General features: G+C 67.7%; 22 protein-coding genes and 1 other RNA gene. 8 read left to right on the forward strand and 15 right to left on the reverse strand.

Annotation, left to right across the window (positions count from 1 at the left end):
- Nucleotides 1–44: 44 nt before the first annotated feature.
- The gene (gene glnA / locus ASE34_RS10600; RefSeq protein ID WP_053096279.1) at nucleotides 45–1469 is read left to right on the forward strand and encodes a type I glutamate--ammonia ligase; all 1425 of its coding nucleotides are present in this window, start codon (nucleotides 45–47) and stop codon (nucleotides 1467–1469) included.
- 243 nt (nucleotides 1470–1712) lie between these two features.
- Here the strand turns inward: glnA (ASE34_RS10600) and ASE34_RS10605 are convergent, their stop codons facing one another.
- On the reverse strand, nucleotides 1713–1952 hold the full coding sequence (locus tag ASE34_RS10605; protein WP_053096281.1) for a hypothetical protein: 240 nt from the start codon (nucleotides 1950–1952) through the stop codon (nucleotides 1713–1715).
- Between the two features lie 49 nt (nucleotides 1953–2001).
- Nucleotides 2002–2190 carry a hypothetical protein gene (locus ASE34_RS10610; RefSeq protein ID WP_053096284.1) on the reverse strand — a complete coding sequence of 63 codons (189 nt, stop codon included), beginning with the start codon at nucleotides 2188–2190 and terminating at the stop codon, nucleotides 2002–2004.
- Between the two features lie 141 nt (nucleotides 2191–2331).
- Between ASE34_RS10610 and ASE34_RS10615 the strand changes: the two genes are divergently transcribed.
- Complete coding sequence (locus ASE34_RS10615; RefSeq protein WP_082586596.1) at nucleotides 2332–3486, forward strand: AI-2E family transporter; 1155 nt, start codon at nucleotides 2332–2334, stop codon at nucleotides 3484–3486.
- Here the strand turns inward: ASE34_RS10615 and ASE34_RS10620 are convergent.
- Genes ASE34_RS10620 through ASE34_RS10635 form a run of 4 tightly spaced genes read right to left on the reverse strand, consistent with a single transcriptional unit; the run spans nucleotide 3473 to nucleotide 8949 of the window.
- On the reverse strand, nucleotides 3473–4402 hold the full coding sequence (locus ASE34_RS10620) for a diacylglycerol/lipid kinase family protein (protein WP_053096286.1): 930 nt from the start codon (nucleotides 4400–4402) through the stop codon (nucleotides 3473–3475). The two genes, ASE34_RS10615 and ASE34_RS10620, sit on opposite strands and share 14 nt — an antisense overlap.
- Before the next feature lie 9 nt (nucleotides 4403–4411).
- Nucleotides 4412–7387, reverse strand: coding sequence for a bifunctional [glutamine synthetase] adenylyltransferase/[glutamine synthetase]-adenylyl-L-tyrosine phosphorylase (locus ASE34_RS10625; protein WP_056278817.1), 2976 nt, complete (start codon nucleotides 7385–7387; stop codon nucleotides 4412–4414).
- Between the two features lie 9 nt (nucleotides 7388–7396).
- The gene (gene glnA, locus ASE34_RS10630; protein WP_042541155.1) at nucleotides 7397–8734 is read right to left on the reverse strand and encodes a type I glutamate--ammonia ligase; all 1338 of its coding nucleotides are present in this window, start codon (nucleotides 8732–8734) and stop codon (nucleotides 7397–7399) included.
- A gap of 2 nt (nucleotides 8735–8736) precedes the next feature.
- Entirely contained in the window at nucleotides 8737–8949 is a 213-nt protein-coding gene (locus ASE34_RS10635) for a hypothetical protein (protein ID WP_053096290.1), read from the reverse strand.
- A 70-nt stretch (nucleotides 8950–9019) separates the two neighbouring features.
- Between ASE34_RS10635 and ppgK the strand changes: the two genes are divergently transcribed.
- Together ppgK and ASE34_RS10645 are read left to right on the forward strand one after the other, a co-directional pair.
- Nucleotides 9020–9766 carry a polyphosphate--glucose phosphotransferase gene (gene ppgK, locus ASE34_RS10640; protein WP_053096292.1) on the forward strand — a complete coding sequence of 249 codons (747 nt, stop codon included), beginning with the start codon at nucleotides 9020–9022 and terminating at the stop codon, nucleotides 9764–9766.
- Nucleotides 9767–9944: 178 nt separating this feature from the next.
- A complete protein-coding gene (locus ASE34_RS10645; protein WP_056278818.1) occupies nucleotides 9945–11432 on the forward strand; it encodes an amino acid permease in 1488 nt (495 codons plus the stop codon).
- A 197-nt stretch (nucleotides 11433–11629) separates the two neighbouring features.
- On the opposite strand, the gene ASE34_RS10650 is transcribed toward ASE34_RS10645, so the two are convergent.
- From ASE34_RS10650 to ASE34_RS10665, 5 genes are all read right to left on the reverse strand, one after another.
- Nucleotides 11630–12154, reverse strand: coding sequence for a hypothetical protein (locus ASE34_RS10650; protein WP_056278819.1), 525 nt, complete (start codon nucleotides 12152–12154; stop codon nucleotides 11630–11632).
- Between the two features lie 61 nt (nucleotides 12155–12215).
- Nucleotides 12216–12572: RNase P RNA component class A (rnpB, locus tag ASE34_RS12410), an RNA gene on the reverse strand.
- A gap of 30 nt (nucleotides 12573–12602) precedes the next feature.
- Nucleotides 12603–14300 carry a bifunctional 3'-5' exonuclease/DNA polymerase gene (locus ASE34_RS10655; protein WP_235567491.1) on the reverse strand — a complete coding sequence of 566 codons (1698 nt, stop codon included), beginning with the start codon at nucleotides 14298–14300 and terminating at the stop codon, nucleotides 12603–12605.
- A gap of 25 nt (nucleotides 14301–14325) precedes the next feature.
- Complete coding sequence (locus ASE34_RS10660; protein ID WP_053096298.1) at nucleotides 14326–15057, reverse strand: zinc ribbon domain-containing protein; 732 nt, start codon at nucleotides 15055–15057, stop codon at nucleotides 14326–14328.
- Between the two features lie 34 nt (nucleotides 15058–15091).
- Complete coding sequence (locus ASE34_RS10665) at nucleotides 15092–15514, reverse strand: YchJ family protein (RefSeq protein WP_053096300.1); 423 nt, start codon at nucleotides 15512–15514, stop codon at nucleotides 15092–15094.
- A gap of 22 nt (nucleotides 15515–15536) precedes the next feature.
- On the opposite strand from ASE34_RS10665, the gene ASE34_RS10670 reads away from it, so the two are divergent.
- Nucleotides 15537–16376 (forward strand): aldo/keto reductase, encoded by an 840-nt coding sequence (locus ASE34_RS10670; protein ID WP_053096303.1) that lies wholly within the window; start codon nucleotides 15537–15539, stop codon nucleotides 16374–16376.
- 54 nt (nucleotides 16377–16430) lie between these two features.
- Here ASE34_RS10670 and ASE34_RS10675 read toward each other — a convergent pair whose 3' ends face one another.
- A complete protein-coding gene (locus ASE34_RS10675) occupies nucleotides 16431–17267 on the reverse strand; it encodes a helix-turn-helix transcriptional regulator (protein WP_053096305.1) in 837 nt (278 codons plus the stop codon).
- A 100-nt stretch (nucleotides 17268–17367) separates the two neighbouring features.
- Between ASE34_RS10675 and ASE34_RS10680 the strand changes: the two genes are divergently transcribed.
- Nucleotides 17368–18132 carry an SDR family oxidoreductase gene (locus tag ASE34_RS10680; protein WP_056278820.1) on the forward strand — a complete coding sequence of 255 codons (765 nt, stop codon included), beginning with the start codon at nucleotides 17368–17370 and terminating at the stop codon, nucleotides 18130–18132.
- 27 nt (nucleotides 18133–18159) lie between these two features.
- Here ASE34_RS10680 and ASE34_RS10685 read toward each other — a convergent pair whose 3' ends face one another.
- Nucleotides 18160–19050 carry a TIGR01777 family oxidoreductase gene (locus ASE34_RS10685; RefSeq protein ID WP_056278821.1) on the reverse strand — a complete coding sequence of 297 codons (891 nt, stop codon included), beginning with the start codon at nucleotides 19048–19050 and terminating at the stop codon, nucleotides 18160–18162.
- Nucleotides 19051–19151: 101 nt separating this feature from the next.
- Between ASE34_RS10685 and ASE34_RS10690 the strand changes: the two genes are divergently transcribed.
- Nucleotides 19152–19985, forward strand: a complete 834-nt coding sequence (locus ASE34_RS10690) for a zinc-ribbon domain-containing protein (protein WP_082586598.1) — start codon at nucleotides 19152–19154, stop codon at nucleotides 19983–19985.
- Nucleotides 19986–20014: 29 nt separating this feature from the next.
- Here the strand turns inward: ASE34_RS10690 and ASE34_RS10695 are convergent, their stop codons facing one another.
- Nucleotides 20015–20389, reverse strand: a complete 375-nt coding sequence (locus tag ASE34_RS10695) for a hypothetical protein (protein WP_056278823.1) — start codon at nucleotides 20387–20389, stop codon at nucleotides 20015–20017.
- A 131-nt stretch (nucleotides 20390–20520) separates the two neighbouring features.
- Here ASE34_RS10695 and ASE34_RS10700 point away from each other — a divergent pair, with 131 nt between their 5' ends.
- Nucleotides 20521–21609 (forward strand): AAA family ATPase, encoded by a 1089-nt coding sequence (locus ASE34_RS10700; RefSeq protein ID WP_053096315.1) that lies wholly within the window; start codon nucleotides 20521–20523, stop codon nucleotides 21607–21609.
- Between the two features lie 33 nt (nucleotides 21610–21642).
- Here the strand turns inward: ASE34_RS10700 and ASE34_RS10705 are convergent, their stop codons facing one another.
- The gene (locus tag ASE34_RS10705; protein ID WP_053096318.1) at nucleotides 21643–22446 is read right to left on the reverse strand and encodes a sigma-70 family RNA polymerase sigma factor; all 804 of its coding nucleotides are present in this window, start codon (nucleotides 22444–22446) and stop codon (nucleotides 21643–21645) included.
- Nucleotides 22447–22465: the final 19 nt, after the last annotated feature.

Raw genomic sequence — 22465 nt, forward strand, 5'->3', positions numbered from 1 at the left:
CACAATGGCCGTGAAGCCATCGATCCGCAATCCAGGAGTCGTACATGTTCAAAGATTCGTCCGAGGTGCTGACCTACATCAAGGAGAACGACGTCAAGTTCCTTGACATCCGATTCACTGATCTCCCTGGTGTTCAGCAGCACTTCAACATCCCTGCGGCCACTGTCGACGAGGACTTCTTCGTGGACGGACAGCTGTTCGACGGCTCTTCGATCCGTGGCTTCGCCAGCATCCACGAGTCCGACATGCAGCTCATCCCTGACGTCACGACGGCATACATGGACCCGTTCCGCGAGGCGAGCACCCTCGTGATGATCTTCGACATCTACAACCCGCGCACGGGAGAGATCTACTCGAAGGACCCGCGCCAGGTCGCGAAGAAGGCCGAGAAGTACCTCGCCTCCACCGGCATCGCCGACACGGCGTTCTTCGCCCCCGAGGCCGAGTTCTACATCTTCGACGACGTGCGCTACTCGGTCACCGCCGGCGAGAGCTTCTACAAGGTCGATTCCGAAGAGGCCGCGTGGAACACCGGTCGTGAGGAAGAGGGCGGAAACCTCGCCAACAAGACCCCGTACAAGGGTGGCTACTTCCCCGTCAGCCCGGTCGACAAGACCGCTGACCTGCGCGACGACATCACCCTGAAGCTGATCGACGCCGGGTTCATCCTCGAGCGCTCGCACCACGAGGTCGGCACCGCCGGCCAGCAGGAGATCAACTACCGCTTCGACACCATGGTGCACTCGGCGGACGACATCCTGAAGTTCAAGTACATCGTCAAGAACACCGCCGAAGAGTGGGGCAAGGTCGCCACCTTCATGCCGAAGCCGCTGTACGGCGACAACGGATCGGGAATGCACACGCACCAGTCGCTGTGGAACGACGGCAAGCCGCTCTTCTACGACGAGGCCGGCTACGGTCAGCTCAGCGACATCGCTCGCTGGTACATCGGCGGCATCCTGGCGCACGCTCCGGCGCTGCTCGCCTTCACGAACCCGACCCTGAACAGCTACCACCGTCTGGTCAAGGGCTTCGAGGCTCCGGTCAACCTGGTCTACTCGGCCGGAAACCGCTCGGCTGCCATCCGCATCCCGATCACGGGCTCCAACCCGAAGGCCAAGCGCATCGAGTTCCGCGCGCCTGACGCATCGGGCAACCCGTACCTCGCCTTCGCCGCGCAGCTCATGGCCGGCCTCGACGGCATCAAGAACCGCATCGAGCCGCACGAGCCCGTCGACAAGGACCTCTACGAGCTTCCCCCCGAGGAGGCGAAGAACATCCCGCAGGTCCCGAACTCGCTGCTCGACTCGCTCGACGCACTGAAGGAGGACCACCAGTTCCTCCTCGAGGGTGGCGTCTTCACCGAGGAGCTCATCGAGACCTGGATCTCGTACAAGTACGAGAACGAGATCCTGCCGATGGCTCAGCGCCCGCACCCGTTCGAGTACGAGCTGTACTTCGGGGTGTAACCAGATCCCGCGGGATTTCGGGGGTAGGTCCGCCGAATCGCACAGAGAGCCCGTCAGGCCATGCCTGGCGGGCTCTCTGTGCGTCTCGCGTAGAGTCTTTCTCGGTCCCGCCCTAGGCGCGTGAGCTCACCCCGGCTCCGCGTCCAGTTTTTCGGAGAGGGAGGCTGCCCGTTCGAGCCGGGCCGGGATGGGCCTACGCGCCCGCTACGGTGTAGCCCTGGGCGACGGACGGCGGCGCCGAGCTCACCGGTCGCGGCTGCGTCGAAGCCCGCGGACCTTGCGCACCTGCCATGCGAGCAGCACGGCCGACCCGGTCACCATGACTCCGATGAGGATCCACTGCGGGAGGGAATAGGCGACGCTCCAGGTCAGCGTGACCAGCACGAGCCCGACCATGTAGGCGAAGAGCAGCGCCGACACCGCAGTCAGCAGCCACTCGCGGCGGTACCGCCACCGTGCACCCCGTCCACCCCGCTTCGCCATGTTCTGAAGACTACGCGAGCCCGCGACGTCCCCGCGGTCGCGGAAGTTCTCACTCGCCGGCGCGCGAATCCACCGCGACGCCGATCGCGACGCCGATCGAGAGACCGAGGCCCATTCCGAGAGCGAGGTTGTCGAACACGGTGAGTCCGAGCCCCGCCCCGACGGCGATGCCCAGGCCGAGGCCGACTGCAAGACCGTTCTGCGGCTTCTTCTGCGAATCCTTCTCTGCATCCGTCATGTCATCCACCGTACGAACGCCTCGCGGTCACCGCATCCCCCGCATGGGGGATCCGGCACCCGCACGACCGTGTCGCGCTTGCTTTCACCCGCCCCTACTGGTCAACTGAGGGGTCCGAATGAACACAAGTGGGGGGCCATCATGCGCCGCAAGTACGACAGGCTGCAGCCGAAGAGGGTCCACACCACCGAGACTCCTCCCGCGCAGCCGAAGACAGCGGCGGCGGCGATCGCCCGGATCAACCCGTTCATGTTCGGCCTCCTCGGTGCTCTGGGTGTGCTCGTCGCGCTGATGCTCGGCGGAATCGTCAACCAGCTCGCCACGGTGCTGGTCTACATCGGGGTGGCGATCTTCCTCGCACTCGGGCTCGACCCGATCGTCTCGTTCATCGAACGCAAGCTCCCTCGCCCGGCCGCCGTCGCCATCGTCGTGTCCGTCGTGATCCTGGTCTTCGCCGGCATCATCCTGGCCATCGTGCCTCTTCTCATCGAGCAGGTGACCAACCTGATCCAGGACGGCCCGAAGATGGTCGAGGACTTCATGGCCAGCGCCTGGTTCAAGGACGTGAGCGAGCAGTTCGGTTCCACCTTCGACGACGCGGCGCAGGGCGTGCTGAGCTTCGTCCAGGATCCGGGCAACATCCTCAACATCAGCGGCGGAGTCTTCGCGGTCGGCGCCGGCATCGCCGGCGGCTTCACCGGCGTCACCATCGTGCTCATCCTGACCCTGTACTTCATGGCCTCGCTGCGCAGCATGAAGCGCGTCGCGGTGCGCTTCGTCCCGTCCTACCAGCGCGACACCTTCGGAGGGCTCCTCGAAGACGTCTCCGGCGCCGTCGGGCGCTACGTGATGGGGCAGGCCAGCCTGGCGCTCATCAACGGCATCCTGAGCCTGATCGTGCTGAGCATCATCGGAGCCCCCGTGCCGGCGCTTCTCGCGCTGATCGCCTTCATCGGCTCGATGATCCCGCTCGTCGGAACGTTGAGCGCCTCGATCATCAATGCGCTGATCTGCCTCATCGTGAGCCCGGTGACCGCTCTCATCGCGTTCGGCTATTACCTCGTCTACATGCAGATCGAGGCATACGTCCTGTCCCCGCGAATCATGAACAAGGCGGTCGCCGTTCCCGGAGCGCTCGTGGTGATCGCGGCCGTCGCCGGTGGCGCACTCGGCGGGATCCTCGGCGCACTCGTCGCCATCCCCGTCGCCGCGAGCATCATCATCATCGTGCAGAAGGTCGTCTTCCCGACGCAGGACAGCAAGGTCGTCCCACCGGGAACCCTCAGCGAACGGTGAGGGCGGCGGGCTGGACCCGCACGGTGAAGTCGGAGATGTGTCCGACCTCTTCGCCATCGATCTCGAACATCTGCGGTGACGCGAGCTGCACGCGCACCCGCTCCGCGGAGATGTGCGTCGTCGAGTCGGTGCTCACAGCGGTGTCGACATTGCCCATCATGCGACGGATGCCGTTCTCCCAGACGAAGGCACGGACGGTGTCGAGCCACTGGAGGGGCCCTTCGGCGCTCACGAGCAGCATGTCGAGCAGTCCGTCGTCGAGCACCGCATCCGGCAGGAGACGGATGCCGCCCTGCAGCATGCCGCAGTTGCCGATCAGCATGGTGTGACCGCGAAGCCCCTGCGGCTCCTGATCGTCGAGCGTCAGGGTGATGTCGGTCATCTCGGTGCCGGCGAGAGCACGTCCCATCGCCTCGACGTAGGCGATCCATCCGGCTCGGTTCTTCAGATCCTCGTCGGTCTCGACCAGCATCTGCGCGTCGATGCCGAAACCGACCATCACCACGAACGCGTGCTCGGTGCCGTCGTGGTCGACCCAGCCCATGTCGATCCGCTGCGGCTCGCCGTCGCGCACCCGAACCAACGCGGCGGGGATGTCGTTCAGGGGGATCTCGAGGTTCCGCGCGAGCAGGTTGCCCGTGCCCTGCGGCACGATGCCCAGCGCGGCGTCCGTGCCCGCCAACGATTCAGCGACCGCCCGGACGGTGCCGTCGCCGCCGACGGCGATCACCACGTCGCAGCCTGCGGCCACAGCTTCGGCGGCCATTCCCCGCCCCGGGTCCTCGATGCTGGTCTCCCACCACTCGACAGGAGTGCCGACACCGTCGGAGACGAAGGTCTCGGCGACGGCTGCGCGCAGCGAGTCCCCATCGACCTTCGAGGGGTTCCAGATCACACCGAGCTTCGAGATCGTCATGGAGCCAGGCTAGCCGTAGAAGAGCTGCTCGAATGCCCGGCGCGCACGCCGGGTCACGCCGAGGTAGTCGTCGTCGAGAATGCTCGCCGAACGGTCGGGGTACCCGAGCAGCCGACCGATGGCGTCGAGGTCGCGCGGATCCGTCGGGAGCACGTCGCTCGTCTTGCCCGTGTAGAGGGTGATCGCGGATCGCAGACGGCTCGACAGCAGCCACGCGGCCCGGAGGAGATCGGCGGATTCGGCGGGAACGTAGCCTGCGTCGACGGCCGCCTGGAGCGCCGTGAGCGTCGACGTGGTGCGCAGGGCCGGTGCGTCATGGGCGTGCTGCAGCTGGAGCAGCTGCACCAGCCACTCGACGTCGCTCAGCGTGCCCGGACCGAGCTTCAGGTGTCGACGAGGATCGACTCCCTGAGGCAGCCGCTCTCCCTCGACTCGCGCCTTGATGCGCTTGATCTCGCGGGTTCCCTGCAGGTCGATCTCGGCGGGGTAGCGGATGCTGTCGGCGAGGGCGGTGAACTTCTCGATGAGAGTCGCGCTGCCCGCCACGCCTCTCGCCCGCAGGAGTGCCTGAGCCTCCCAGGAGAGCGACCAGCGCCGGTAGTACTCCGCATACGCGTCGATCGATCGGACGACGGGTCCGTTGCGTCCCTCCGGACGGAGATCGGCATCGAGGTCCAACGGCACACGGTGGTCGGTGAGGTGCTCTCGGAGGCCGGCGACGATGCGCGTGGCGAGCGTCTGCGCGCGTTGCGGATCGACGCCGTTCGCGTCGTACACGTAGAGGATGTCGGCATCGGAGCCGAAGCCCAGCTCCGCTCCCCCGAACCGCCCCATGCCGATCACCGCGAAGTCGAGCGCCTCATCGTCGAGCGGGACGATCTCGCGGCGGACCGCGCGCAGCGCCGCCTGGATCGTCGCGTCGGTGATCTCGGTCAGGGACGTCGCGATCTGCTCGATCGAGAGCACGTCGAGGACGCCGCCCATCGCCGTTCGCAGCAGCTCGCGCCGCCGCAGCGCTCGCACCGCCTGCAGCGCGTCGCCGACGTTCCTGTGCCGCGTCTGGATGGCCCTGGCCTCCTCGTCGAGAGCGGCCCCGCTGCGGGGCCGCAGCAGCTCGCTGCTGTCGAGCCAGGCGACGGACTCGGGTATCCACTCCATGAGCTCGCCGACGTAGCGCGACGACGAGAGGAGGCGCGTCAGGCTCTCGGCAGCGCCCGAGGAATCACGCAGCATCCGGAGGAACCAGGGAGTGTCGCCGAGGCGTTCGCTGATGCGACGGAACGCGATCAACGCATAGTCGGGGTCGCTGCCGTCGGCGAACCAGCGCACCATCACGGGCATGAGATGCCGCTGGATGGTCGCCTTGCGGCTCAATCCGGTGGTGAGTGCACCGATGTGGCGCAGGGCGCCGGCCGGATCCCGGAAGCCGATCGCCATGAGCCGGTCGTGCGCCTGTGCCGTGGACAGCGTGCGCTCCTCTTCCGGCAGCGCCGCCACAGCGCTCAGGAGAGGCCGGTAGAACAGGCGGGTGTGGATGTCGCGCACCTCCCGCCGCACGCTCTCCCAGCGCGCCCAGATCGCTTCACCGGACTCGCCCAGGCCGGTGCTGCGCGCGAGCACCCGGAGGCCCGCCGGTGTGCGGGGCATCAGGTGGGTGCGGCTGAGCTCGCGGAGCTGCAACCTGTGCTCCATCAACCGCAGCACGCAGTAGTCATCGGCGAAAGACGCAGCCTCGGCCCGGCCGATGTAGCCGCCCTCCACCAGGGCGTCGAGGCTCTCGAGTGTGCCCCGCGTGCGCAGACGGGGGTCTGTGAGGCCGTGCACGAGCTGCAGCAGCTGCACGGTGAACTCGATGTCACGCAGGCCGCCCGAGCCGAGTTTGAGCTGGTACGGGGCATCCTCGGGGTCGATGTGCTCCATGACCCGCTCGCGCATGCGCTGCACGCTGTCGACGAAGTTCTCACGCGCGGCACTGGAGAAGACCTTCGGCTGCACGGCGGCGATGTACTCGGCGCCGAGCTCCGCATCGCCCGCGAGGGGTCGCGCCTTCAGTAGCGCCTGGAACTCCCAGCTCTTCGCCCAGCGGTCGTAGTAGGCCAGGTGCGAGCCGAGCGACCGGACGAGCGCGCCCTGCTTGCCTTCGGGACGGAGCGCGGCGTCGACCTCCCACAGCGGGGGCTCGACCTCGATGCCGCTCAGTCCTCGCATCGTCTCCCTCGCGAGACGGGTCGCGATGTCGATCGCGCGCGACTCCGGGACGGCGTCCTCGTCTGCGGTTCCGCCGACGAAGATCACATCGACATCGCTGACGTAGTTCAGCTCGCGTGCACCCGCCTTGCCCATCCCGATGATTGCCAGCTGCGTGGCCGCGACCTGCTCGCGACTCATCGTGTCGACCAGCCGCCGACGCGCGATCGCCAGAGACGCCTCCAGCGCCGCGCCCGCGATATCGGCCAGCGCGGCGGCGACATCCGCGACGATGCGCACAGGGTTGTGCGCCGTCAGGTCGATCGCGGCGATCAGAGCGAGGTTGCGGCGATACGCCACACGCAGCGTGACCACCGCGCTGTCATCGCCCGACTCGGCGAATCCGTCGCGCGCTCCGACGGCCTCGAGCATCCGATCGCGCAGCTCGTGCGCAGAGGGCAGTTCGGTGGACGTGTCGCCGAGCACCGAGATCTCGGTCGGATGCCGCAGGAAGAAGTCGGCGAAGCCCTGCGACGCCCCGAACACCCGCCACGCACGTCGGCGCGCCCGCTGGTCGGTGAACAGGGCGGCGATGGGTGCCGCATCGCGCCGTGCCACGCGCAGCATCCCCTCGACCGCCGCATCGGGGTCGGCCGCGTCCGCCTCGCTGAGCAGAAGTGAGCGCTCGACTCCGATCAGGGTCGCGAGCTCGGTGAGATTCGCCGCCGCCTCACTGAGCTCGGCGAACCCCAGCCTGGCCAGCGCGGAGAGAGAGACGGAGTCGTCCGAACGGGCCATCGGCGACGCTCAGAGCAGCTCGAGGTTGTTCTTCAGCTCCAGCGGAGTGACCTGGCCGCGGTAGGCCTCCCACTCCTTGCGCTTGTTGAGCAGCACGTAGTTGAAGACCGATTCGCCGAGGGTCTCGGCGACGAGCTCGGAGCTCTCCATGTACTCGAGCGCGTGGTCGAGGCTCGCCGGAAGCGCAGAATAGCCGAGCGCGCGGCGCTCTGCGTCGCTGAGCGACCACACGTTGTCCTCGGCCTCGGGAGGCAGCTCGTACTCCTCCTCGATGCCCTTGAGGCCGGCCGCGAGCATGAGGGCGTACGCGAGATACGGGTTGGCTGCCGAGTCGAGCGCGCGGTACTCGACACGCGACGAACCGCCCTTGTTGGGCTTGTACATCGGCACGCGCACCAGAGCGGAGCGGTTGTTGTGGCCCCAGGTGACGAAGCTCGGAGCCTCGTCGCCGCCCCAGAGCCGCTTGTAGGAGTTCACGAACTGGTTGGTCACCGCCGCCATCTCGTTGGCGTGACGCAGCAGGCCGGCGATGAAGTGTCGTCCGGTCTTGGAGAGCTGGTACTTGGCGCCCTCTTCATAGAACGCGTTGCGCTCGCCCTCGAAGAGCGACATGTGCGTGTGCATGCCGCTTCCGGGGTGACCGCTCAGCGGCTTCGGCATGAAGGTGGCGTAGACGCCCTGCTCGATCGCGACCTCTTTGATGACGGTGCGGAAGGTCATGACGTTGTCGGCCATCGTCAGCGCGTCCGCGTAGCGCAGGTCGATCTCGTTCTGACCCGGGCCGCCCTCGTGGTGGCTGAACTCGACGGAGATGCCGAGATCCTCGAGCATCCGCACGGAACGGCGGCGGAAGTCGTGCGCCGTGCCGCCGGGAACGTTGTCGAAGTAGCCGGCGGAGTCGACCGGAACCGGACCCTCAGGGCCGAACGACGACGACTTGAGGAGGTAGAACTCGATCTCGGGGTGCGTGTAGAACGTGAATCCGGCATCCGCCGCCTTGGCGAGCGTGCGCTTGAGCACATGGCGGGGGTCGGAGACGGCAGGACGGCCGTCCGGCGTCGTGATGTCGCAGAACATGCGCGCGGTCGGGTCGATCTCGCCGCGCCACGGCAGGGTCTGGAAGGTGGTGGGGTCGGGCTGGGCGAGCAGGTCGGACTCGTAGCTGCGGGTCAGGCCCTCGATGGCCGAACCGTCGAATCCGATGCCCTCGGCGAACGCGCCCTCGACCTCGGCCGGCGCGATGGCGACGGACTTGAGCGTGCCGATGACATCGGTGAACCACAGGCGGACGAACTTGACGCCGCGCTCTTCGATCGTCCGGAGGACGAAATCCCTCTGCTTGTCCACGGTCACTCGGCCTTGCCGATACCGGCGTCCCAGCCGCTCTCGGCTGCTTCCTCCTCAGCCCAGGCGCGCGAACGCTCCTTGAGCTTCTCCGGAGCCCGAGACGCCTCAGCCTCGGTGTCGAAGGGGCCGACGCGGTCGGCCGATGCGGAGATCATGCCGAATTCCACCTGGCCGGTCTCCAGGTTGTACCAGTACTTCTCATCGCCGTTCGACATGGCCGATCCCCTTCTTCACGTGGTGTCATCGATCCTACTGGCGCTGAGCGTGGTCGCTAAGCTAACCAGCATGGCAAAAGCGATCGGCGTCGACATCGGCGGCACGGGTATCAAGGCAGGTCTGGTCGACCTCGAGCACGGCACCATGGCCTCGGACAGGGTACGCGTACCCACTCCTGAGGGCGCATCACCGCAGGACGTCCTGCAGGCCGTGCAGACGGTTCTGAAGACGCTCGACGTCAAGGACACGACTCTTCCCCTCGGCGTGGCGTTCCCGGCGATCGTCAAGCGCGGCAAGACGCTCTCGGCCGCCAACGTCTCGAAGGAATGGATCGACTTCGACGCCGAGCGGTTCTTCCGCGACGGGCTCGGGCGCAACATCGTCTTCGTCAACGATGCGGATGCCGCCGGCGTCGCGGAGGCCCGCCACGGCGCGGCGCGGGATGTGCGCGGCTTCACGCTGCTCACGACCCTCGGCACGGGCATCGGCTCGGCATTCCTGTACGACGGAGTCCTGCTGCCGAACACCGAGCTCGGCCACCTGAACTTCGGCGAGTACGAGTCGGTCGAGACGTATGCAGCCACCTCGGCGCGCGAGCGCGAGGGACTCAGCTGGGCGGAGTGGGCGGAACGTCTGCAGAAGTTCTACTCGCACATCGAGTTCCTCTTCAGCCCCGACCTGTTCGTGGTCGGCGGCGGAGTGTCGAAGAACGCCGGTGACTTCCTCCCGCTTCTCGACCTCAAGACACCGATCGTCCCGGCGATCCACCGCAACAACTCCGGCATCATCGGCGCGGCTTCGCTCGCCGGCGACTGATTCCCCGACCACAGAGACGACGAAGGCCCCGCCGATCCGGCGGGGCCTTCGTCGCGTCCGGGATTGCGGCGCGTCTCACCGGATCACCCGCGCGGCGGCCCGACGACGTGACACTATGGCACCCCGCCCGTCTGCGCCTCGACGGTGAGGCCGGACGGCAACGAAAGGCAGCGTCGAGATGAACGAACCATCCGAATCATCATGGGACCGGCCGGTATCGCCGGAGACGACAGCCGGGATGGTGCCCGTCGACAGACCACAGGCGAAGAAGCTGCGGTCGCGTCACGTCACCATGATCACCCTCGGCGGCATCATCGGAGCGAGCCTGTTCGTCGGATCCGGGAATGTCATCCGCGCCGTGGGTCCGGCCGCCGTGCTGTCGTACCTCATCGGCGGCCTGCTCGTCTTCCTCGCCATGCGCATGCTGGGCGAGATGGCGGCGTCGCGCCCGGCGATCGGCTCGTTCATGGAATATGCGCGAGTGGGCCTCGGCAACTGGGCCGCCTACCTCGTGGGATGGCTGTACTGGTACTTCTGGGTCGGAGTCCTCGCGTATGAGGCGGTGCTGGGCGGCGAGACGATGGCGAGCTGGTTCCCCGCCGTGCCGTCATGGGCCTGGTCGCTGATCCTCATCGGCATCTTCGTCGGCACGAACATCATCTCGGTGCGCGCGTTCGGCGAGGTGGAGTTCTGGCTCGCCAGCGTCAAGGTGCTCGCGATCGTCGTCTTCCTCGGCGCGGGTCTGCTGTTCGCCTTCGGCCTGTGGCCGAACTCGGAGGTGTCGATCTCCAACCTCTGGGAACACGGCGGATTCGCCCCGAACGGCTTCGGCGTTGCGTTCACCGGTGTGGCCCTGGTGATCTTCTCGTACTTCGGCACCGAGATCGCCGTCATGGCCTCCGCCGAATCGGAGGATCCCGCCAAGGGCATCCGTCAGGCGACGAGCACGATCATCTGGCGCATCCTGCTGTTCTTCGTCGGCTCGGTGCTCATCATCGTCACCGTGGTGCCCTGGAACGAACTGCCTGTGCCGACCGACGTCGCCAACGCGCCCTTCACCTACGCCCTCGAGCAGTTCGGCATCCCGGGCGCGAGCATCATCATGCAGCTCGTGATCTTCACGGCGGTGATCTCGGTGCTCAACTCGGGCCTGTACTCGGCGTCGCGCATGTTCGCGGCCCTCGCCGAGCAGGGCTTCGCGCCGAAGATCGTGGCGAAGCGGTCGAAGAGCGGCGTCCCGGTGATGGCGCTGCTCGCCTCGACCAGCGGCGGCCTGATCGCAACGCTCGTGAACTTCTTCACCCCGGGATCGGGCATCTTCGACTTCATCATGAACTCCGCGGGCCTGGTCGCACTGTTCGTGTACGTCTTCATCGCCGTCACACAGTGGCGACTCCGCCAGAAGATGACGCCGGAAGAGGTGGCGAACCTGAAACTCAGGATGTGGCTGCACCCCTGGCTGAACGTGCTCCTGATCGCGTGCATCGCCGCGGTGATCGTCGTGATGATGTTCAGCGAAGGGGGTCGCACCCAGGTCTGGACGAGCCTCGTCGCCACCGGCGCGCTCGTGCTGTTCTGGCCGCTGGTGCGACGTAACCTCGCGCGCAGGAAGCTCGAAGATTCCATGCCCCGAAAGGATCAGCCGGGGCAGGACCGTCTGGCGTGACGACCACGCCGATGCCGTGAGCGAGAGAAAAGAGCGCCCCGGGGAACCTGGGGAATTCGCGGGGCGCTCGCCAGCATGCTGGGGACCTGCTGGCAGGTGACCCAGAAGTCGCGGTCACGCGCACAACATATCAAGATAACTAGCTAAGCAAAAGACTTGCTCGGCAATGCAACTGCGATCGCCACGCTCCCCCGCTCTCACTGACGCTGCGGCTCCCTCACGAACGGCTCCGTCACGAGCGGCTCCATGGCTCCCGGTCCCAGCGTCAGCACATCACCGGGGTACAGCATCGAACCCAGACGGCTGTAGGTCATCGCCGCATAGACGTCCGTGCACAGCCGCTCCCTCACGGCGGATGGCGCATCCCCCGCCGCGACCGTGTAAGTCGAGATGAGCCCGTCTGCCGTATGCGTGACCGTGCCGCGAGCGAAGTCGGTCTCGCCGTTGTCCACCGGTGCGACACCGTTCCATGTCGCGTAGAAGGTGGGTTCCTCGTCTCCCTCGCTGTATCCCGGGATCGAGATCATCGACAGCACCGTGCAGCGACTCGCCTCTGCGGGTGGGGTCGGTGTCGGCGCGGGCGTGTCGCTCGGCGTCGGCACAGCCGCGGGCTGAACGGCTGCCGTGGTCGCTGCGACCTCAGGCATCGTGGCGGTGCACCCGCTGAGCGCTGCGAGTGACAGAGCCGCGAGGAGCGTCGTGGCGGCAGAACGGTTCGACATGCCCGAACGCTATCGAGCATCCGGCCAGGAAGCCAGCGCGGCCCTGCTCAGGAGGTGGGTGCGAATGGGCCGACCTGTACGCCGGGTTCTGTTCCGGGGTTCTTCGCCCCTTCGACGGCCATCTCTCTCGGCGCCACGTTGCCGTGGCACTCTAGCGGTCTACCCGAGGACTCGGCGAGCCGCGTCAACATCCTCTGTCTGACCTTGCTCCGGACGAGGTTTACCTGGCGGGCCATGTCACCATGGCCCCCGGTGGTCTCTTACACCACCCTTTCACCCTTACCCCTTGCGGGGCGGTCTGCTCTCTGTGGCACTTTCTCGCGGATTGCTCCGGGTGGGCGTTACCCACCGTCCTGCCCTGAGGAGCCCGGACGTTCCTCGGTGCGGTTGCCCGCCACGCGGCCGTCCAGTCGACCCATTCACAGCTCCAGTCTACGACCAGGCTGCGCTACTTCTCCGCCGACTCCGCGATGCGGAGATCGAGCGGCACGTCGATCGGGAAGTTGCCGAAGAGGCGGCGGGTGGCCACGGCCGCGGCCTCGCGCACCGCGTCGGCCGCAGCATCCGCCTGCTCCTGCGGGACATGCAGGATCACCTCGTCGTGCAGGAAGAAGGCCAGGTGTGCGCGGGAACCGAAGATCCCGGATGCCGGCGCTTCGCGCTCCGCGACGGGCAGCAGTTGCAGGCGATGCCTGATCTCCGCCAGCCAGATCAACGACCACTCGGCCGCGGTCCCCTGCACCACGAAGTTGCGGGTGAAGCGGCCCCAGTCCCGGGCCCGACGCCGGGCGAGGGCGACCTCCGCAGGGTCGGCATCCGCGCCGGTAGCCGCAGCCTGCATCGCCTCCCACTCCGTCGACGGGCGAGGAGACGATCGTCCCAACCACGTCGAGACGACTCCCCCGTCCTCTCCGAAGCGCGCGGCGCGGTCGACGAGGGCCATCGCGCGCGGATACACCTTGCGCAGTCGAGGGACCAACCTGCCGCTGTCACCGGTGGTCGCGCCGTACATCGCCCCGAGGACGGCGTACTTGGCCTCCTCTCGCGTGGCGACCGCGCCGGACTCGACGACTCCCTCATAGAGGTCCTTGCCCTGGGCCGCCCGGGCCATCGCGCGGTCACCGGCCATGCCGGCCAGCATCCGCGGCTCGAGCTGGGCGACATCCGCGACGACGAGCGTCCATCCGTCGTCAGCGCGCACGGCGGCGCGCAGATTGCGCGGCAGCTGGAGGGCGCCGCCACCCGCCGATGCCCATCGTCCCGTCACGACGCCGCCCGTGATGTAGATCGGTCGGAACCGGCCGTCGTGCACCCACTCGGCGAGCCAGGCCCACCCGTTGGCGCTCAGCAGCCGCGACAGCTTCTTGTAGGCCAGGAGCGGTTCGACCACGGCGTGGCTGTGCTGGGCGAGTTCCCACCGGCTCGTCGACTCGACCTGCACGCCGACGCGGTGCAGAGCGCGCAGCAGCTTCGGCTGGCTCTCGAGGTTGAGCGTGGGGTCGCTGAGGATCGAGCGCACCCTCTCTCCTTGAACCACCATGCGGCTGGGAAGGCCGCCCGCGATCGGTCGAGTGCCCAGGATCTCGGTGAGGATGCCGTCGTGCACGGACTCGTTCCACGGCAGGCCGGCAGCGCGCATCTCCTCGGCGATGAGGCCACCCGCCGACTCGGCCGACGTGAGCAGGGTCAGCCGCCCGTCCTTGCTGTCGCGCAGGACTCGGCGCTGCTCGCGGTACTGATCGAGCGCATCCGCCACGGGGTCGTGCGAATCGCTGTGCTCGGCGACCTCGAACAATGCCGGTGCGTCGTCGACGGGTTCGCGTCGCACCCACGATGCGGACGGTGCGAGCGGACGAGCGACGGTGTCGGTGTCGCGGAGGATCGCGTGGCAGAGCACCAGATCATGCGATCGGCCGAGAAGAACACCCGAGGCGAGCAGCACGGGGTAGATCTCCCGGGCGCTGCGGATCACCCACCGGGGCGGATCGACGCGTTCCTGCTCGGCCACCCACACCGGCATCTCGGTCGGAGAGAGCTCGGTCCGCGCGACCTCGACATCGTCCGAGTCGAGCTCCACGGCGATGTATGCACCCGTCACGCCCTTGACCAGGGCGATCCGACGTTCGGTCTGGAGCCGCGAGCTCACCGCCGTCGCGCTCGCGGCGCGCAGATCACAGCCCGGATTCCTCGGTGCGCACCAGGATGCACCCGCACTCGGGGCAGGACACCACGAGGTCGTCTGCCGCATTGCGGATGTCGTTCAGGTCGGTGCCGGGGAGCAGGATCCGACATCCCTCGCACGTTCCGCGGGTGAGCAGCGCCGCACCGGCACTGTTCGCAGCGCGACGCGTGTACTCGGCGAGGAGCGGCGCCGGAAGGGTCGCCGTGACCGCCTCACGGTCGCGAGTCAACTGCGCGATCAGATCGGTCGCAGTGGCGACGTCGGCCTTGGCCTGAGCGGTGAGCGCGGTGCCCTCCGCGGTGGTCGTCCCGAGCAGTGCCTGCTGAGCGGCGACCGCCGCGTCTGCGTCCTCTACGCGCCCCATGACGTCGAGCTCGATATCCTCGAGATCGCTCTGGCGCTTGGCGAGACTGGCGATCTCGTGCTCGAGAGCCTGCGCCTCCTTCGAGTTCGTCGCCGTGGCCAGTCGATCGGCGTCACGGGCGCGACGCTGTTCGACGAGCTTCACATCGGCTTCGAGACGCGTGAGCTCGGTGCGAACGTCATCGCGCACACCCGTCAGAGTCGTCAGCTCTCGGAGCTGCTCCTGACGGATGGCGACGAGCTCGGCGATGCGAGCGGCCTGCGGCGGCTTGGTGCGCGCGCGCTCAGCCTGCGCGATGCGCCGGTCCAGGTCGGCGACGTCGAGCAGGATGCGCTGGTGTTCTGGGCTGGCGTTCACGCTCTCAAATCTAGTCGCTGCCCAGCCCCGTCCATCACCCGACCTGTCCGTCGAGGTACAGCCAGCTGCGCTCCTCCCGCACGAAGCGGCTCCGTTCACGCAGCGAACCGCGCTCGGCATCCTGCCGCCAGAACGCCTCGAACTCGACCACGCCCTCTCGGTCGAAGGGTCCGCCGTCGACCCGATCGATGATCACGAGCCGCCGCCACACCACGTCGAGGTCGAGGTCGAGGTCGGTCGGACGGGTCGACGGATGCCAGGACGCCAGGAGGTACGCGGCATCCCCGATCGCGAACGCCGTGAACCGGGAGCGCATCAGGCGTTCGGCCGTCGGCGCAGCGGCGCCGCCGAGCAGCGGGCCGCAGCATCCGCCGAAGAGATCTCCGGAGCCACAGGGACACCGCTCGGCATTATCGGGGACACCGTCATCCGACGCCATCCTCTGCACCACGCTCATCGCTCCAGCGTACGCTGGCGCCATGACGGCTCTTCCTCACTTCACGGCACACAACGGCTTCGCTCTTCCGGCTCTCGGACTCGGAACATACGCGCTCGACGGCGACGCGGGTGCGGATGCGGTCACCACGGCGATCGGGGCCGGATACCGCCTGATCGACTCGGCCTTCAACTACGAGAACGAGGGGTCAGTCGGTCGCGGCGTGCGCGCATCCGACGTGGACGCCGCAGAGCTCATCGTCACGACCAAGCTGCCCGGACGCCATCACCCGCGCGCGAAGGCGCGGACGAGCATCGAGGAGAGCCGGTCGCGGCTCGGGGTCGACGCGATCGATCTGCATCTGATCCACTGGCCGAACCCGCAGCAGGACGAGTACGTGCAGGCCTGGGAGGCGCTGGTCGACGCTCAGCAGCGCGGCGTCGTGAGGCAGATCGGCGTCTCGAACTTCCTGCCGGAGCACCTCGAGCGCATCGAGCGGGAGACCGGGGTCAGGCCCGTCGTGAACCAGATCGAGGTGCACCCGTACTTCCCGCAGACCGATCAGCTCGCCTACCACCGGGAGCACGGCATCCTCACCGAAGCATGGAGTCCTCTCGGTCGGGCGAAGCAACTCATCGAGGAGAGGGTGATCGGCGAGGTGGCTGCCGCCCATGGGATCTCCCCCGCGCAGACCGTGCTCGCCTGGCATGTGGCACGCGAGACTGTCGCGATCCCGAAGGCGTCGTCGCTCGAGCATCAGGTGTCGAACCTCGCGGCCGGAGCGATCGTGCTGTCGGATGCGGAGGTCGAGGCGATCACGGCGCTCGGACGCCCCGATGGGCGACTGTTCGACGCGGATCCCGCATCGCACGAGGAGTCCTGAGGCGTCCTGAGGCGTCTCGGTCGTAGACCCTCGGACGACGGCGCGTCACGGCTCTCAGACGCGCTGCGTCCCGAGCACTCTGAGCAGCTCGAGCTTGCTCTCGGCGTCGCTGCCCGGCGCCGCTGTCAGGACGATGAGCGCCTGGGATTCGTCCTCGGTGAAAAGCGCCTGGCAGTCGACTTCGATCGGACCGATCTCGGGATGGATCAGGACCTTGTGGTCTTCGAAGCGCCGCCTGACCTCGTGCACCTCCCACAGCTGTGCGAACTCCGGGCTGAGCGACGCGAGCTCGCGGACGATCTCGCCGGCGCGAGACCGCTCGCCCAGGGCGCCATAGGCGGATCGGAGGGAGGCCACGAGCACACGACTGTGACGCGGATGATCCTCCTCCGGGTACCGCCGGCGCTCGTCGTCCGGGTGCGCGAACCAGCGGTAGATCCCACTGCGCTCGATCCCCTCCAGACCGCTCGCGTCGCCGAGCAGAGCGCGTGCTGCGTCATTCTGGATCAGCACCTCGTCGAGCGCGGAGACGACGAATGCGGGCGTGTCGTGAAGCCGGTCGAGCACGCGGAGCATCCCCGGATGCACGTAGTCGGTGAAGATCGTGCGGTCCGGTGCGCTGTGTCCGCAGACCCGATGCAGGTAGTCACGCTCGTCGGGGGTCAGACGCAGCGCCCGTGCGAGCGAGCCGAGGATCTGCACGCTGGGCTGCGGCCCGCGCTGCTGCTCGAGCCGCGCGTAGTAGTCGGTCGACATGGCGGCGAGCTGCGCGACCTCCTCGCGTCGAAGCCCGGGGGTGCGTCGACGCGCCCCCGCACCGAGGCCGACGTCGGACGGCTTCAGCTGCTCCCTGCGACGCACGAGGAACTCGGCCAGTGCTTCTCTGTCCACCTCTGCAGTATCTCGTGCTCTGCCTCGCGCATCCAGGGACGCCCGATCCCTGGATGCGCCATCTCTGGAGGGCCTGGGCGAGAGCACGAAGAGTGGACGTATGAACATCAGCGGAAACACCATCTTCATCCCCGGTGCCACGAGCGGTATCGGCCTCGCCCTCGCTCTGCGGCTCAGCGATCGGGGCAACACCGTGATCGTGGGCGGGCGTCGCGCCGAGCTGCTCGACGAGATCGCCGCGGCGAACCCGGGCATCCACACCGTCCGGATCGACACGACGGACGCCGACAGCATCCGGGCGGCCGCGCAGACGGTCATGGCCGCCCACCCCTCGCTCAACGTGGTCATCCCGATGGCCGGGATCATGCGGGTCGAGGACTGGACGTCGCCCGAGGGGTTCCTCGACGACGCCGAGGCCACCGTCACCACCAACCTCCTGGGTCCGATCCGGCTGATCGCGGCCTTCATCGAGCACCTGCGCACCATGCCGGACGCGACGATCATGACGGTGTCGTCCGGTCTGGCCTTCGCGCCGCTCCGCGTGACGCCCACCTACAACGCGACGAAAGCGGCCATCCACATGCTCAGCGAATCTCTGCGTCTGCAGCTCGCCGACACGAGTGTGAGCGTGCTCGAGCTCGAACCGCCCTCCGTCCGCACCTCGCTCATGCCGGGGCAGGAGACCAGCGAGTTCGCGATGCCGCTCGACGAGTTCGTCAGCGAGGTCGTCGACCTGATCGAGACCCAGCCGGATGCGACCGAGATCCAGGTCGAGAACGTGAAGTTCCTGCGCTACGGCGAAGCACGGGGAGACTATGCGCAGGTGGTCGAGACACTCAATCGGCGCGACCCGCACGGGCACTGAGCCTGCACGGCCGTCGTCGTCGCCCGATCACAGCGCGGCGTCGACGGCCTGCTGGGCTGTCGTGTGCCGAAACTCGAAGCCCGAGCCTTCGAGCGCGCCGGGTCTGACGTCCGCATCGGAGAGCAGCAGCGAATCGGCGGCCGACCGACTCAGCGCGAGCCGGAGGGCCCAGGCAAGAGCCGGGATCCAGAACGGTCGGCGCATCCTCTTCGCGAGGGCGCGACCGATGTCGTTCGCCGAGGCACGCGTCGGCCCGGTGAAGTTGACGGGCCCCTCGAGGCGCTGGTCGATCACGTGTCGGATGCCGCGCACCTCATCGTCGAGAGAGATCCATGGCCAGATCTGGGTGCCGGGCCCGATCGGACCGGCGACCCCGAACCGAGTGAGCTGGATGAGCGGCTTCAGCACACCCTTGCGATGGATGATCGGAGCGGTGCGCAGCAGCGCGACCGTCGTCTGCTCCCCCGCGCGCAGCGCCTCCTGCTCCCATCGGACGCACAGCTGCGCCAGGAACGTGTCGCCCGCGAGCGACGCCTCGGTCAGCACCTCGCCCGGCGCCGAGCCGTAGTAGCCGACAGCGGATGCCGACACGAACGCCGGAGCATCGTCTCGCAGGGTGCGCACCGCCGTCGCGAGCGTGCGGGTACCCGTCAGTCGGGACTCGACGAGTTCGCGGCGATACCGTCGCGTCCAAGGCAGACGCCCGACGCTCGCACCACCCAGCGCGACCACGGCGACAGCGCCCGCCAGCACATCGGGGTCGAGCTCGCGCTCCCCCGGCATCCACTGCACCTCAGACAGATCACGCGGAGGGCGACGCACGAGGGTCGTCACCTCCACACCGTCCGACCGCAGCGACGAGGCGAGCGCCGTGCCGATCAGGCCCGATGCGCCACTGATCACGATCCGCTGCGGCATGACGACTCCCTCTGTCCGTTCATCGGACTCATTGCTCTCCGCGAGTCTGTCACGTCCAGCCCCTCCTGGCGATGTCCGGAGTGCCCGGTAGGTTGCCCGACGTGACCGAACCCGTGCAGTCGTGGTGGGCGAGACGCCAGTTCTCGCGAGGACGGGAGGTGCCCTACGAGATCGGCACCTATCGTTCGCAGTGGGCCGCCTACCCCGAACTGATCCGCCAGTACCACCCCGAACTCAATCACGGCATCGCACTCTCGCAGGTGCCGTTGGCGGCCGATGTGCTGTTGTGCTGGGAATGCCGAGTGGGCCATCGTTTCGCCGCCACCCCCACTGAGCAGCGCGAACGCCCCGGGCGGGTGCGCCGCCAGTCGGCGTGGTGCCCGGAATGCTCGACGCTCGCCAGGCCCCAGCCGGTCGTGCTGGGCGAAGCCCGCGCGATACCCCGACGGCCGAAACGCCCGCTCACCCTCTGCAGCAAGACGCCCGATCTCCCCTCCGGCGAAGCCTTCTCCAGCGTCTGCGCCCCGGCACCGGCATCCGCCGCCGAGGCCAGACTCCGCGCGATGCTCGCCGCCCGCATCTCCGTCACGACCGGTGTCAACGCGGTCAAAGTCTCTCGCCCGTTCTTCCGCCATACCGAGGTGTGGCCGGACATCCTGCTGCCGGAGCTCCGTGTCGCGATCGAGTACGACACGGTCGGGCGCCACGGACTCGAGCATGTCGGCACCCGCGAGCAGACCGATCTCCGCAAGGATCGCGCCCTGCGCTCCGCCGGCTGGGAGGTGATCCGGGTTCGCACCGGACGGCTCGAACCACTGGGACCCCACGATCTGCAGATGCCTTCGGTGACCGCGCGGGGAATCGATCGCATCATCGACGAGCTTCGCGAGATCCGCGGGGCGCTGATCGTCGACGCGTTCCTGACGCCGGCCTGACGGTGCCGCCGGGAGTGGCAGGCTCGCGCTCAGCCCTCGGGGAGATCGCCCGCCTGCTTCACGACCGCATCCCACTCGGACTGTAGGAAGGTGGCCTCGCCGGCGGCGACGATCTGGGCGTTGTCGTTCGGCCCGAGCTCCGGCCGCATGGTGAGTCCGCCGACCTCGAGGCTCGGGATGCTCTGCCTGATGCACTCGACGCTGCCGCGCACCAGCAGCTCCGCCGTCTGCTCCGGTGTCGTCGCGGCGCCCATCACGGCATCGTCATGGGCGATGAGGATCACCTGCCATTCGGGCTGACGATCGTCAGGATCCAGCGTGTACTGCAGCAGCCCCTGCGGCGCGGCCTCGACCACGATGACGATCGACCCCGCGATCGGCTGCTCGCCTGCGTTCGTCCCCATAGCGGTTCCCCTGACCCGGGCGTCCCCACGCCCGCTGTCCGCTCAGGGTACTGCGAAATTATCTCGCCGAACGCCTTACGACAGTCCGATCTCAACCGATATATCAACACGGGGAGCGAAGGAGAAGGATCTTGACCAGCACCTACATCGAGACGGGCGGACACGTCCGCGTCTACGACGACGCCGTCCGCACGCATCATGAGTTCCCTCTCGGCACCTATCGGGTGCACTTCACCTCGAAAGAGGGCTTCAGCCTGATCAAGATCGACGACCTCACCGTCGGCACCGAGCGCGTCTACGGCGGCCGAGACAGGAAGGTCGACAAGATCTTCCGGTCCTACGCCCTCTCGGACCGCAGCCTGGGCGTGATGCTCTCCGGCGACAAGGGGATCGGCAAGACGCTGTTCCTTCGCATGGTCGCCGAGGAGGCCCTCGAGCAGTGCCTGCCCGTCGTGATCGTCTCAGAGGACAACGACGGCATCGTGGAGTTCCTGGACACCCTCGACGAGTGTCTGATCATCTTCGACGAGTTCGAGAAGATCTTCCCCGCTGGCCGCCGCGGGGGCGCAGAGGGAGGCAATCGACAGAACCAGTTCCTGTCCCTGTTCGACGGCCTCTCGTCCGTGAAGCGCATCTACTGCCTCACGGTGAACGACATCAGCGACGTCAGCACGTACATCGTCAATCGCCCCGGCCGGTTCCACTACCACATGCGATTCGAGTACCCCGGTCCCGACGAGGTGCGCCAGTACCTCATCGATCAGGCCCCCCACGCGGACCCGGACGAGATCGAGAACGTCGCGCTGTTCTCGCGTCGCGCTCGCCTCAATTACGACCACCTCCGCGCCATCGCCTTCGAACTCGAGCAGCCGGACGCACTGTTCGCGGACGTCGTGGAGGATCTCAACATCAAGGCGGTCGAACCGAGCACCTATCGCATCGAGGCTCGCTTCCCCGACGGCAAGGTGTGGTCGGATGAGGTCGAGATGAACCTCTTCGAGCGCGGCGACGTCGGTCGCACGTTCGAGCTGCGCCACGCGACACGGTCGATCTTCGCCTCGTTTGTGCCGAAGGATCTGATCTTCGAGCCGGACGGCGGCATCTTCGTGCCGATCCACAAGCTCGAGCTGCTCGACGATGAGGATGAAGAGCCCGAGGTCTACCCGACGACGGTCAGTCTCATCCTGGTGGGTCAGCCCAGCTACGGCTTCGGTCTCTGACGGCCCTGCGGCCACGCGCGTGCGCGCGACGGATCAGACGCCGACCGCGTGCGACAGTATCGCGCGCGTGAACCGCTGACCGCCGGCCGCGAGGCGCTCGAAGTACGCGTCCAGCGCCGACGCGGAGGACCGCGCTGCCGGTGCTGCCTCACGCTGAGGGGTGTCGGCGTAGTGCCGATCCAGCGCATCTCGAAGCATGCGCACGGCTTCCGCACGCTGCTGCGAGACGGCGGCGTGGGAGACGCCGAGCTGCTCCGCGAGATCCTTGACCGTGCGGTCCTCGAAATAGATCGCCGTGATGATCGCCCGCTTGCGCTCCGGCAGCGCGTCGACGGCGCGCCGCAGGAACTCGTCGCGCTCGGAGGCGATCGCGAGCTCCTCGGGCAGGTAGCCGGTCCACACGATCTCCGGCGCGTCCGGCGCATCGAGACTCGTCAGCAGACGCTCGGCGTCGGCGAGCCCTTCGCGCGCGACGGCCGTGTCGACGCCCATGGCTGCCGCGATCTCCGCCACAGTGGGCGTGCGACCGAGGGCGGCCGTGAGTGTCTGTCGGACCTTCGTCGTCTGCTTGGCTCGCACCCGAACATCTCGAGGCGCCCAGTCCATCGACCGCAGCTCGTCTTTCAGCGCCCAGTTGACGCGTCCTCGAGCGAACGCGCCGAAGGGCACGCCGAGGGTCGCGTCGAACTTCTCGGCTGCGCGGACCAGCGCGAACGCACCGGCAGAGGCGAGGTCGTCACGGGAGACATGCGTGAGTCGAGACGCCACATAGGCCGTCGCCGCGCCGACGATGTGCAGGTGATCGACCACGAGCTGGTTGCGGGCACGCATAGGCATCGGATTCGCCTCTTTCACT

The sequence above is a fragment of the Microbacterium sp. Root280D1 genome, from assembly GCF_001428975.1.
Taxonomy (GTDB): Bacteria; Actinomycetota; Actinomycetes; order Actinomycetales; family Microbacteriaceae; genus Microbacterium.